This window comes from Citreimonas salinaria, assembly GCF_900107235.1.
Lineage (GTDB): Bacteria > Pseudomonadota > Alphaproteobacteria > Rhodobacterales > Rhodobacteraceae > Citreimonas > Citreimonas salinaria.
Map to the genome: position 1 here is coordinate 1 of NZ_FNPF01000022.1, position 12,154 is coordinate 12,154.

General features: G+C 60.5%; 10 protein-coding genes and 2 pseudogenes. 11 read left to right on the forward strand and 1 reads right to left on the reverse strand.

Features of this window, described 5'->3' with window-relative positions; all coding sequences use genetic code 11:
• Positions 1–291: 291 nt before the first annotated feature.
• The 6 genes and pseudogenes from BLW27_RS18400 to BLW27_RS18430 form a co-directional block, all read left to right on the forward strand.
• Positions 292–4,056: a PIN domain-containing protein gene (locus tag BLW27_RS18400; protein ID WP_245710942.1), complete on the forward strand. Its 3,765-nt coding sequence runs from the start codon at positions 292–294 to the stop codon at positions 4,054–4,056.
• Between the two features lie 582 nt (positions 4,057–4,638).
• Complete coding sequence (locus BLW27_RS18410; RefSeq protein WP_089885780.1) at positions 4,639–5,169, forward strand: helix-turn-helix domain-containing protein; 531 nt, start codon at positions 4,639–4,641, stop codon at positions 5,167–5,169.
• A gap of 69 nt (positions 5,170–5,238) precedes the next feature.
• Positions 5,239–5,673 (forward strand): hypothetical protein, encoded by a 435-nt coding sequence (locus tag BLW27_RS18415; RefSeq protein WP_089885783.1) that lies wholly within the window; start codon positions 5,239–5,241, stop codon positions 5,671–5,673.
• Positions 5,674–6,267: 594 nt separating this feature from the next.
• Entirely contained in the window at positions 6,268–6,981 is a 714-nt protein-coding gene (locus BLW27_RS18420; RefSeq protein WP_089885786.1) for a L,D-transpeptidase, read from the forward strand.
• 358 nt (positions 6,982–7,339) lie between these two features.
• Positions 7,340–7,525, forward strand: a complete 186-nt coding sequence (locus BLW27_RS18425) for a hypothetical protein (RefSeq protein WP_089885789.1) — start codon at positions 7,340–7,342, stop codon at positions 7,523–7,525.
• Positions 7,526–7,588: 63 nt separating this feature from the next.
• Positions 7,589–8,394: pseudogene (locus BLW27_RS18430) on the forward strand (IS3 family transposase); the annotation flags it as partial.
• A gap of 234 nt (positions 8,395–8,628) precedes the next feature.
• Here BLW27_RS18430 and BLW27_RS18435 read toward each other — a convergent pair.
• Positions 8,629–9,885, reverse strand: a complete 1,257-nt coding sequence (locus tag BLW27_RS18435) for an IS110 family RNA-guided transposase (RefSeq protein WP_089885792.1) — start codon at positions 9,883–9,885, stop codon at positions 8,629–8,631.
• A 135-nt stretch (positions 9,886–10,020) separates the two neighbouring features.
• On the opposite strand from BLW27_RS18435, the pseudogene BLW27_RS18440 reads away from it, so the two are divergent.
• The 5 genes and pseudogenes from BLW27_RS18440 to BLW27_RS18460 all read left to right on the forward strand — a co-directional run.
• Positions 10,021–10,374, forward strand: a pseudogene (locus BLW27_RS18440) (integrase core domain-containing protein); the annotation flags it as partial.
• A gap of 47 nt (positions 10,375–10,421) precedes the next feature.
• Positions 10,422–10,853: a hypothetical protein gene (locus tag BLW27_RS18445; RefSeq protein WP_089885795.1), complete on the forward strand. Its 432-nt coding sequence runs from the start codon at positions 10,422–10,424 to the stop codon at positions 10,851–10,853.
• An 83-nt stretch (positions 10,854–10,936) separates the two neighbouring features.
• The gene (locus BLW27_RS18450; protein ID WP_089885883.1) at positions 10,937–11,458 is read left to right on the forward strand and encodes a 3'-5' exonuclease; all 522 of its coding nucleotides are present in this window, start codon (positions 10,937–10,939) and stop codon (positions 11,456–11,458) included.
• Positions 11,459–11,466: 8 nt separating this feature from the next.
• Entirely contained in the window at positions 11,467–11,667 is a 201-nt protein-coding gene (locus BLW27_RS18455) for a hypothetical protein (RefSeq protein ID WP_089885799.1), read from the forward strand.
• Positions 11,668–11,881: 214 nt separating this feature from the next.
• On the forward strand, positions 11,882–12,154 hold the full coding sequence (locus BLW27_RS18460) for a hypothetical protein (RefSeq protein WP_089885802.1): 273 nt from the start codon (positions 11,882–11,884) through the stop codon (positions 12,152–12,154).

The window sequence follows — 12,154 nt, forward strand, 5'->3', positions numbered from 1 at the left end:
ATGATCTCATAGTCAGACATAAGCACGTGCTTAGGCATATGCCTAAGCCTCCATGGTTATGCCCGAGTGTCCGGTCGAAACGGGGGCCAGTTCACCGCGCCGGCAGACTGGCAGGCGTTCGAGCGACTGACCAGGGATCTGTTCGAGAGCGAATGGAAAACAGACGATGCTCGCGCCAATGGCCGGTCGGGCCAGCAGCAGCACGGAGTCGATGTTTACGGAACGGACCGGGTCCACAACAAAAAGGTGGGTGTCCAATGCAAAGGCCGCTCTGCGGGCTACGGAAAAGGCTTGAACGAGAAGGAGCTTCGAGAGGAAGTCGAAAAGGCCAAGAAGTTCCGGCCACCCCTCGACAGGTTCATCCTCGCCACCACCGCCCAAAATGATGCGCGAATACAGGAAGTCGCGCGCGAGCTGAACGAGAAGAACCGCAAGGAACACTTCTTCGAGGTGGATGTCCTTGGCTGGGATGAGATCAAGCACATCCTCAATCGCCATCCACGCGTTGCAGCAATTCATTGCTCGGGTGTATCGACGATCGCCGACCTTCAGATCACCGAAGCCTTGGGCGATGTTCATAAGGATCTGACACGGCAGATATCTGGTCTATCGACCGAGATCCGCTATTTCCATCGATCAGCCTCGATTGCGCCGGAGCGAGACCCATCAGATGACGCGCTCGGTCAGCGTATCACCGATGCAGCCGATCTTCTCAACGACAGCCCTGCACAATCGGCCATCTCCCGGCTCGAACGGCTTCTCGGAACCGAAGGACGCGACGCAAGCGCCAGAAGTCGCTTCCGCATCAAGGCCAACCTCGGATCCGCCCACTTCGCCAAGGGAGACAAGAAGGCAGCTGTAGATTGGTATCGTCAGGCTTACGACGAGTATCCCGATACGCCTGAGGGAGTTTCAATTCTGGCGGCCGCTGAGGTCATCGCAGGCAACCGCGAGAAGGCAGCAGAACTGGCAGTTCGCGCCATGGCGCTGCCCGACCCGCAACAACGGGCCGCCGGAGTCTTCTTGGAAACCGCGCCTCTCGAGACCCCATGGCAGGATCTTCAGGCCCAGCTTCCGAAACAGTTTCAACGGGTCCCGGAGTTCCTCTTGGCGCTTGCGGAACATGCGCAGTGCGCCGGTCAGGTCAGGGATTACCGGCGCTTGGTCAAGGATGCGGTCAATCGGGATCCCGACAATTGGCGCGTGCGCGCATATGCGGGCTACCTCCGGTTTCAGGAGGTAGCGGAGCGCGAAGATATCCGCAGCCTCAGGCTCATGCGGAAGAGCGACATCGAGATCGTCGAGGATGCGAGAACGCATTTTCTCGTTGCTTGGAACCTGCTGCAGACGAGCGGCTGGGCCCGGGAGGCTGAAACCTGCGCCATGAACGCCCTCTCGGCCTCCCTGATGCTCGGGGACGAAACCAAGGCGGAACAGCTTCTCGAGGAGGCGTTCCGGAAGTTTGGGGAGACCCCGCAGCTGCTCCGTTTCCGCGCAGCACACCACATGCACAAGGGTGAAGTTGGCACGGTCGCCGACGCCCTGTCGAGGATCCCGGAAGCCGACCGGGATCAGAACGACGAGCTCATGCTCCTTCAGGCGGAAATCAATGAAGGCGCTTATGCAGAAGCGCTCGCACGTGCCAACGTCCTGTATCGAGAAGCCGAAGACGCCGGTCTGCGTGTCGCATATGGCAACTGCCGCATCCTGGCCGCCGCGCAAATCGACTCTGACCGCTTCAAAGATGTCGCCCATGAAGTCCTGACGGATTACCCGGATTCCGCCCTGCTCCAGGCCTGCTTCGTGTTCAATCATCCGGGGGATCTCAACGATCCTGGGGTCATTGATCACCTTGCCGATCTGGCAGAGCACGAGACCAACAGCTTCGCTCGGGACCGTGCAGCTCATGCCCTCGCCAAGGTCGGCAGGAACTCCGAGGCCGCAGATATCTATCTCAGCCTCTGCAGTCCCGACACTGATACGCCCCAGCTTCGGATGGCCCTCCAGACCTTGGTGAACAGCCGCAGGATCCGCGAAGCCCGGGAACTCTACGGCAAGCTCGAGCCGGGAATGAAAGACACCGCAAGTATGCGCAGGATCGGCGCAGTCATCTTTCAATGCGCCGGCAACCTGAAGGGCGCCAGAAAGGAACTCGAGCACGTTTTCGACACGGGGGATGAAACCCTGGAAGACCGAGCTCGCTGGATCGACATCTGTGAGCGTCTGCCCGACATCCCGGCAATCAGCCGGTATCTCGACACCGTGCCGGTGGACATTGCCGGCGATCCCCGGATGCGAATGCACCTTGCGCACAAGCTCGATCACTACACGGACGATTTCCACAAGGCTCTCGAGATTGGATACCGTGCCTTGCGCGAAGGCTACGACGACTCCCGAGTACACCTCGGCTTCATGGTTGGTTTGATCCTGACCGGCCGGTCCGGGCGTCATGTCGATTTCGACCGCGAGGTTGTCGAGGAGGATACGGTGGTTGTGGTCTCACGCGATCACGCTGACCCGCTCACGAGGATCATCGAAACGGCTCCGACCCCGCGGGCAGACCGCGACGAGATTTCCCCTGATGACCCGTTGGCTCTTCGCCTGATGGGCAAGGCCGTGGGTGACAGTCTCCCGATGGATTCCGCGGTCGGGAAGTTGAACGCCACCGTCACAAAAATCCTGTCCAAGTATGCGCATGCGTATCATCGGTCTCAGAGGGACTTCGAGCGCCTGTTTCCTGAGAGCAAAATATTCGGAGCGCTGCGGATCGATGAAAATGATCTGGAAGGCAGCTTTCGTCCCATCCTCGACAGCGCAAGAGCGCGCGCTGAGCAGGTCAAGCGCATCGAGGAAGCTTACGAGTCTGGAAAGGCTCCTATAGCTCTGCTCGCCAAGGCTGGCGGAGGGACGGTCTTTGATTTCTGGGACTTCCTGCGGCACCACGGCAGCATCAAGATCAAGATGGCCCTCGGCAACGCCGTTGAGAGGAAGGTGGCAACGCAATCGGCTCTGAACGCGCCGGGCGTGATCGTCGATCCAATCACCCTATACGGTGCCCAGACTCTCGGCTTCGCCGAAAGCCTTCTTCAGGCATGCCCGGATCTGCATATCACCCAGAGCAGTATCGATATGCTTCACGAGGCCTATCAAGCCAGGGTGGATGCCATCGGTGGGTCAGGACACCGAGGCAGCCTTGTCGCGGACGAGCACGGGGCGCGTATGATCGAGATGTCCCAGGAGACCTCCGACCTCCTAATCTCGAACCTCGGACGAACCCTCGAGGTTGCAAGAGGCCTGAAAATCGCCATGCCGGAAGAAGGCACGACACTTCATCCGGATTTCGAAGCAGTCTTTGAAGACGTGGGCCCGTGCTTCGTGGATATGCTGGTAGTCGCCAAGGAGAGAGGGTGGACCTTGCTGGCGGATGATACTGCCCTCCGGCTGTTTGGCAGCCTGGATGGTATTTCATCAGCCTGGAGCCAGGTCGCGCTGCAGATCGCGCGCAACAAGCGCACGATTTCGCAGGAGGCTTATTCTGATGCCCTCGGCGCAATGCTGGAGGGAAATTATCGATACGTCAGCATCGACGGAGAAACGACACAGTTCGAGTGGGAACGCAGAGACACTTCGCTCTGGTTGGAGCAATTCCTCGATCATATCGCCCTGCCGACGAACGACCCCTGGAGCGTTGCTCAGTTGATTGGGTCCAGCCTCCTGGAACTCTGGGACGGCGAGGACGGTGGCGCGCGTTGCGCCGCCTATGCTGCCTTCATGCTTGAAGCTTTCTCAGAACGGTTGGGCGAAGATGGGGCGACCAAGATGCTGGGTGATTCAGTCGCCGCGGCAGTCTCGAGGGCGCAGAGAAACGCACGTAAGATCAAGCTTCCCCCGCTCCTGACGAGCACCACCCACCTTGTTTCCCCGGGTTTTCTGGCCCTGGAAATCAACCGAGACCTTAAAGAAGCCGTCCTGAACACAATTGGTGACTGCGTGAAGTCAGCACAGAATCTGACCAAGTTGCGCAGCAACGATCCCCTGGAACACGAAGCCTCATGAGGTTGGCAGCTGCCAACTGAGGTCCTCGGTTCAACCTGCTCGAGACTGCGCCCATGAGATATCTGAGCATCAGACGCGAAATCGAAGGCAGCCTGCCCACCGTGGCGGAGCTCCTTCGTCAGAAGGGCAAGAAAGATGCTCCCCGCGCCATGAGCCAGGCGAACATCGAGATCACCGAAGTCGGCTACGACAACTGTTCTGACCCCGCCATGCAATCACCCAGATTGATCGGTCGAGTTCGAAGACTGCCCGCGAGATTGGGGCGTTGTTTCCAGGGATGCGTGGCGCCATCAAGGCCCCGTTAGCGTCCATTGATTTTACTCCCCCAATAGGGTATATGTTTCGTGCAAGATGCGGTTATCCTGTCGGTCACCATCGATGACTCGGAAGATCCGGTCGTGATCGTGTCCATCGAGATCGCCGAGGGACGCCTCGAGGTCATGGCCGAGATTGAAATCGACCAGGACCGCAGGATGATCATTGCGACGGGCCTTCATCTGCACGGTGCGGGCTTCGATCCGAATGGCTTGGGGCCTTTGAGGCTCCGGCAGATTGTAAGGGCCATGCTCGAGGAGTTGGACTATGACGAATGCAGGATTGAAGGAGGTGTTCGGACGACTGGGGCAAGTCCAGGACGTCGACCGAAACCAGTCCGGTTCAGAAGAAAGTCTCGTTCTGCGTCCTGAGGGCGCGACTTCCGCGATCAACGCAATTGCGGCGACACGCGCCCTTGCACAGTGCGGGCTCACGCTTCTCCGGGCGAAGCGGGCCGTGGAAGCTGTCATTGCCGGAGAGGAGCTCACTCTCGTTCTTCCGAAAGTGGCCTCGCGAGATCGCCTGGTCGAGGATCTCGCCGCCGCGGGACTGCAGGGCAAATTCTTTCGAAAGAGACTTCGCATGAAGTCCAAGGTTGAAGCCGGAAAATGGGTCAGGAAAGTCCGCGTACGTGCAGGCCTGACCCAGGAGCAGTTCGCCGTCGTGTATGGCGTAGATCTCAAGACCCTCCAGAAATACGAGCAATGCGCGAGTGTCCCGGCCGCGTCCGTCCTGTCCTACCTCCAGATGATCGAAGCGGATCCCGAGGCCGTGAAGCGCATGCGCATCGAAGGGTGACGCCGCGTTGGCAGCGGCCAACGCTTTCCGGAAGGGTCACTGCCGTTCGCACATAGGAGATGCAGGACCTTGTCCCCGACCTCGAACCCTGCCTTCACCCCGGAACGACACGCGTTCCGAAAGCTGGACCTGGATGGCCCCGGCGGCATGCAGTGGTTCGAACTTCACCACCCCGATTTCGTCATGGAGGGTCGCGATCCACTGCGGCTGAACGTGTATCTCACCCGGGACGGCGACTTCACGACAATCTGGTATGGCCTGATCGATCCGCTCATCGCCGAGGCAAAGCTGGGCATGGACGACGACCGAGGGATGGAGCTGGCGCAACTATACGAAACCATCCTCTTTCGCGGCGACATAGGAGACGATGCCTTCGGAGCGAGCGTTCTCAAGGCGACCCGCGTCACGCGAATGGCGCCTGCCATTCTAAGAATGTCTGATGAGCATGGTTTGGAGTGCCTGCCTCTCGACGCGGCTCGAGACAAGCAGGAGCGCCCGGCCTGAAGCGGTGATGTTGGCAGCTGCCAACATCAATCTCCGCGACAGATCATCATTCAACCAGATCCCTGAGCATCCGCCGAGAGATCAAAGCAAGGCGGCTGCGCGGCCAGCCCTTTGCGTTTCGTGGTGCAAGTTCAGGCCAGGGTCGCTGCAATTAAGGTGTCTCGCGGACATAAAGCTCCCGAAGAAATTCTCGGAAGGCGTTGATCCCCGGACGTCGGCTGTGCGGACAAAGCCGCCTGACACCCTTGCAGCGAACCCCCCCGCGTGGGTGCCGAGTATCTAAGACGGCCGCGGCGGTGCAGCAGGGTTTCCCAGAAGCGGTCGTTCGAACATTGCCAAATATGCCAAATCGGAACCAGGTTACGTCCCAGCCAAAGTCCAATCCGCAGCTCGGCTCGGCGATCGAAGGAGTGACATTCAATCGGCGCGATCTTGCCCACCCGATCTTCCTATGAATGCATGTCTCGACAATCCGCCGAAAATGCTGCGAAGCGGGTCGGAGGATACTGCCCAGCGCACCGGGCGTGAGTTATGAAGACATTGCTTCCCTCTTCCTCACCGGCCGATCCGCGTACCCAAGAAGGACCCGCCTCGATGCGACCGCAATATGTCCACCTGCGCTGCCTTGCTGGCCTTCTCGCTGCACTCGCACTCGCCGCCTGCAGCACCGAAACCACGCGTTTCAATCCGTTGACCGATGTCCTGACCCCGCTCCCCGGCGTGGATGCCGAGACCCAAGCAATGTACGCTTCTGTTCCGGACGGGGACATAACCGTTCCGGCAGTGCCGCCGAAGTACCTGTCCGACGGCAAGGCCCGGCAGCTGGTAGATTATTCGACCTCCGAGCCAACCGGTACCATCATAGTCGACCCATATGCCCGACTGCTCTACCACGTGCAGGAAGGTGACAAGGCGATGCGCTATTCCATCGCCGTCGGGGAGGCGGGCTATGGCTTCTCGGGCACTGCGCGGGTGGCCTATGTGCGCAAGTGGCCGGGCTGGACCCCGACGCAAAACATGATCCGTCGGGAACCCGAAAAGTTCCAGCAATACGCGGACGGAGTGGAAGGCGGACTGGAAAACCCGTTGGGTGCACGGGCTCTCTACCTCTACAGGGGCGGACGCGACACTTTCTACCGCATCCACGGAACACCCAGCCCGTGGACCATCGGCCACCAGGCCTCGTCGGGTTGCATCCGAATGTTCAACCAAGACGTGATGCACCTCGCGGAGCGGGTCCGGGATGGAGCACGCGTCGTGGTTCTTACCGAAGCACAATCCAACGCGGGCAACGAGGTGGACGTCTGAGGTCCCGGCACGGCGACTTCCCATCTCAGAGGCCAAGCAATGCGGCTCAGGCAAGGCATTCAACCTGGCTGTGTCGGGCCAATTCGCTAAAAGGCGTGGATCATTCGCTGGTTGGGGGTGTTGGCTTTCTGGATATGCGAGCGAATGCGAAAGACGGCGACCGCATCGGGCTCGAAGCCGCCATGCAAGTCGGCAGCTGACGCATGATATCGAGGCGCCGCCGATGTCGGCAGCCGACGGCTCGGTGAAGCCATCTTGCACTCGCGGCTAAAGCCTGGACTCCGCCCTCCTTGTGGCATTGGATGCAGCTATAGCCGGATGCTACACTCCGTCCATGACATGGAAACCGACATCCGAGATGAGCCGCGATGAACTCGAGCAGTTGCGCGGTGCTGTCGAGCGGCTGGCTGTGTATGTACCACGCGACCTTACTGCCGACGAATCCGCGTGGCTCGATGCCTTTACCGAAAAGGTGGGCAAGCCCACGGAATCTGAAGAGGCGTTCTACGCAGACCGACGCAAAGCCAATGAAACGGCGAGGTGACCTGCCCCCCGTGGCATCGCTCACCGTGATGTAGAGTCTGCTCAACCGCGAAGGAGCAGACGAATGAGGAAGAGCCGTTTCACCGAGGCGCAGATTATCGGGATGATCAAGGAGCAGGAGGCGGGGATGGCCACGGCAGAAGTGTGCCGCAGACATGGCCTGAGCCCTGCGACGTTCTACAAGCTCAAAGCCAAGTATGGCGGCCTGGAGGTCTCCGACGCTGCTCGTCTGAAGGCCTTGGAAGACGAGAACGCCAAGCTCAAGCGCCTGCTGGCCGACACCATGCTGGATAACGTCGTGCTGAAGGATCTGCTGGGAAAGAACTGACGACATTGACCAGGCGGCGAGAGGCAGCGCTGCGGGCAATGCGAGATCACGACATTTCGCAGCGCCGGGCCTGCCAGCTTGTCGGTGTCGATCCCAAGACGGTCCGGCGCACACGCCCGCCGGACTGCCCAGAGATCCGCGAGGAAATGAAGGAGATCGCCGGGAAGCGGCGCCGGTTCGGCTATCGCCGGATCGGCATCCTGCTCGAGCGCAAGGGCATGACCATGAACCACAAGAAGCTCTATCGGCTCTACCGGGAGGAAGGGCTGTCGGTGAAGCGACGGCGCGGGCGCAAGCGGGCTCGCGGCACGCGCACGCCGATGCCGGAGGCGGCGCGTCCCAATGCGCGCTGGTCGCTCGACTTTCTGGCCGACAGCTTCGGCGCCTCGCGCAAGTTCCGCATTCTGGCGGTAATCGATGATTGCTGCCGCGAGAACCTGTGCCTGATCGCTGACACCAGCATCTCGGGTTCCCGCGTGGCCCGCGAGTTGGATGCGCTGGTGCGGATATATGGGAAGCCCGCGTGCATCGTCAGCGACAACGTCCTATGTCGGGAAGTTTTGGCTGCTTAGGTCAGCAGGTCATGGGGCGTCCGGTGTCCCGGACGCCCTGTTACGGTTGCCCAGACGGGCTCTGCCGTCAAGAAATGATCTCTTCCATAGCAAACACAGGGTACGCGCTGCGGCGGCCCTCACCGTCCTCAATACGAGATCCCAAATCCCAAGCAGAAGGCCCGAACATTATCTACGAGGTCAGCAAGCTGCCTCCACGGCTCGTCAGAGAGAGGTCCTTCCGCCTGGGCTCACCCCCTCGAAGAAGGGGCGATAGGGTTCGCCGTGCATGACCACGGCGTGTACGGTGCGCGCCATCTTCGCCGCGATCGCGGTGTAGGCCTTGCGGCGCAGATGGGCGTTGTGTCGATCCTTCGAGATGTAGCGTTCGAACTTGTCGCGGAAGCTGTTGGTCCGCTTGAGGACTGCGGTTTGGCCGGCCATCCAGAGCGTGCGCCGCAATCGGGCGTTGCCGTACTTCGAGATGCGACTCTGACCGCGGAACATGCCGGACTGCACGGTGGCGAGATCCATTCCGCAGAACTTCAGGAACTGCCGATGATGCCGGAAACGGCGCAGATCACCGGCCTCGGCCAGGATGGTCATGGCATTGATCGGGCCGATACCGGGAATGGTTGTCAGCAGCTGATAGTCAGGCAGACCGGACAGAAGCTCGACGGCGCGGGCCTCGATCTGATCACGCTGCCGGACAAGGCTTCGGCCCTCGGCAAGTACGAGGCGGAACATGCGGACAGCATCGGAATCCGAGTGTACTGGCAAACCCACCGAGCCCACGGCCGTGGCGTAAATATCTGAAAGCAGGAGTTCTTTGGACACCTTGCGGCCGACGACATCCCACGCATCAGCAATAAAGGCGTTCCGGCTCACGGCGGTGATCATGTGTGGTGACGGGTATTTTTCCAGGAATGCCAGGAACCAATCGGTTCGCGAGCTTCGGTGAAATCGTTCGGCCTCGGGAAAATACAGCGGCAGGTAGTGGGTCAGGATGCGGTGCCAGAGCTCGGTCTTCGAGCGCGAAACAATCTCATGGGTCTTTGACAGCTCCTGGATGTCGGATGTCCCGACCACCATCGGATCGTGAAAGAACTGCACGGCGCCGATCTCCAGCATGTGCAGGATGACTTGGGCGTCCTTCGGGTCGTTCTTGTCCCAGCTGTTGTGCAGGGCCTCCCGCGTCCTGGCCAGACCGACGGAGGAGACAAGCTTCAGCTCGAATCCGGCCCGGCCGAGGTGGTGCGCAAGCGTGCGGTGATAGTTGCCGGTCGCCTCGAACCCGATCCTCACCGGCAGATCATAACTGGCGAGGACCGCAGACAGGCGCTGGAAGTCGTCCAGCGTGTTGGTGACGGTTATGCGGCGGCGGCGCTTTTTGCCCGGAATGCCGATCAGCACTTCGTGGCGATGCTTGGAAATGTCGATGGCGACCAACAGGGTCGGCGCGATAGAATGGGTGGCGGTCATAGCCGGTCTCCTCAGCGGTGTGGTTGCGCAAACCACTGTTGAGACCTGAGCCCCGGTTATGGCCACACGCTGCGCTATCTGGGGGCTGCGCGCGTGGCCATAACCTGTCGGCAGCCCTTATTCCCGACGTGCTATGGCACGGAGTTCACCAGTCGTGCCATCCTCCGGTGGGCCGACCAAAACGAAGTGCCTTGGCATTACATCGATCCAGGCAAGCCGCAGCAGAACGCCTTCATCGAGTCGTTCAACGGCAGCCTGCGCGACGAGCTTTTGAACGAGGAGCTCTTCGACAGCCTTGACGACGCCCGCCGCAAGCTGGCGCTCTGGCGCTACGACTACAACGCCATCAGGCCGCATTCCTCGCTGGGGAACCAGACGCCACTCGAAGCGCGCCGAACGCTTGAGCAATTCGAGGGCTCCGCGCCCGGCGCGCTTGCCCAGAACGACCGACCAAACTACCAATCTCAAATCCGCAGGCTCTCGTTATGAACGAGGGACCCGCGGGGGGCAGGTCAGAGGGTAAAAAGGATGACGGCATGACATCCCCGATCGATCGACCTCCCGAAGTCCTGGCGGCAATGCAAAGGACGCGGGAAGCGGCCCAGCAACTCGATCGCGATGCGCTTGCGGTCGTGTGCTGGCTCGACGCGGAGTTCCCGGGCCTGATCACCAGCCTTGAAATTCAGCGGCACTACTCTTGCGAGGACAACCAGATCGCCCATGTCGAGCCGCGGGTGACGGATCGCCCGCGGCGACACGAAGTCCGCGATCTGGCCGAGACGGCATTCGAGGCGTTGGGCTGGTCCCTGCACCCGGAGGGGCGAGATATACGCTCTGCTGTCTATCGGACGTCACAATCGCAATCCGCCCATGCCCGCATTGTCGATGTTGCCCGTGTTTGCCGGGTGATGGAGGCGGCAGGCGCCATGGAGACGCGCCCGCCTCTAACGGCCTCACAAAGGGGATGAATATCCGCCACCGTTGCTCCTCCCGCGAGGCTCTTCACGGAGGGCACGTTCCCTGCTCGTTCTTCATAGGCTATACTTCCAGCATGAAGAACGTCAGCATTGAAAATTTCGCGATCCTGGATTTCGAAGCTTCCAGCTTGTCAGCGGCAAGCTGGCCAATCGAAATCGGACTCTCATGGCTTGCGAACGGTCAGGTGCAGACCTGGTCATCTTTCATCCGCCCGGATCCGGCATGGGACCTCGGCGACTGGTCGTCGCAAAGCGCCGAGGTCCACGGCATCCCCCTCTCAGAGCTCGAGGACGCGCCCTATGCCGCGGAAGTCGCGGAAGCCTTTCTCAATGTCGTCGGGCGCCGCAGCCTCGTCTCTGATGCCCCTGAGTTCGAGGAACGCTGGCTCTCGCGCTTGCTGCGAACTACCCGCCACGTGAAGTCCTCTTCGATCGAAGATTTCGACGCTGTCTCGTTCGCAGTGTTCTCGGGCTACGCTCTCGATATGCTCTATGAGACCATTGAGCGGCACCCCGCGCCGCATCGAGCGGGACCGGACACCGCACGCCTCGCCCGGGGGTGGCTCAGAGCAACGGCACTTCAGGAACCTGAGTAGAGGATCGCATGACCGAGTTTTTTACCACCGAGATCATTCTCGCCGGCACTTTGGTCAGCCTCAGCGCCATGGCGATGACTGCCAGTATCGTCGTGCTTCGGCCGCCGAAGGACAGGCGACCGACGGTCGATCTCGATGCCTTCGTTCGCAATGCACCCTATCACCGCTTGCGTGAGATCGGGATTGTCGTCGAGGAGCCTGCGGCCTGAAGCTCGATGGCTTGCAGTGAGCGTGGAGGACCTCCGGCGGAGACGACGCTCGCCGGTATCTCTCGGTATCTTCAGGAGTATACCGGCATCACAAGCGCACTCTTGAAGCTATTGCGAACGACGCGCCAGACATACATTCTGGCAGGAAACTAAAATAAGGGTTTGAAATTCTTTTCTGGGGGTGTAGGTATTTCTCAGCAGGAAGGGGAATCACATGCAAACAACAACACACATGGACGCCCGCATGAACCAACGGGGCATCAACAAGGAACTGATCAACCTCGCGCTGGAACACGGTGAGCCCAAGGGAGACAAGACCGTCCTCGGGCGAAAGGAGTGCCATGAGGCCATGCAGCAGCTGCGCCGCGAACTGAAGGCCCTCGAGCGGGCAATGAGCAAGGGCGGGATCACCGTTGTCTCCGACGGGGAGGCCCTCATCACCACCTACCGCACCGACAGCTTTTCGTCGGCCGCTGCAAGAAAATAA

What these genes read in the sequence shown, in the direction of transcription:
- BLW27_RS18410 (WP_089885780.1), top strand. Translation starts at nt 4,639, where the DNA reads ATGACGAATGCAGGATTGAAGGAGGTGTTCGGACGACTGGGGCAAGTC.
- BLW27_RS18420 (WP_089885786.1), top strand. Translation starts at nt 6,268, where the DNA reads ATGCGACCGCAATATGTCCACCTGCGCTGCCTTGCTGGCCTTCTCGCT.
- BLW27_RS18425 (WP_089885789.1), top strand. Translation starts at nt 7,340, where the DNA reads ATGAGCCGCGATGAACTCGAGCAGTTGCGCGGTGCTGTCGAGCGGCTG.
- BLW27_RS18435 (WP_089885792.1), bottom strand. Translation starts at nt 9,885, where the DNA reads ATGACCGCCACCCATTCTATCGCGCCGACCCTGTTGGTCGCCATCGAC.
- BLW27_RS18445 (WP_089885795.1), top strand. Translation starts at nt 10,422, where the DNA reads ATGACATCCCCGATCGATCGACCTCCCGAAGTCCTGGCGGCAATGCAA.
- BLW27_RS18450 (WP_089885883.1), top strand. Translation starts at nt 10,937, where the DNA reads ATGAAGAACGTCAGCATTGAAAATTTCGCGATCCTGGATTTCGAAGCT.
- BLW27_RS18455 (WP_089885799.1), top strand. Translation starts at nt 11,467, where the DNA reads ATGACCGAGTTTTTTACCACCGAGATCATTCTCGCCGGCACTTTGGTC.
- BLW27_RS18460 (WP_089885802.1), top strand. Translation starts at nt 11,882, where the DNA reads ATGCAAACAACAACACACATGGACGCCCGCATGAACCAACGGGGCATC.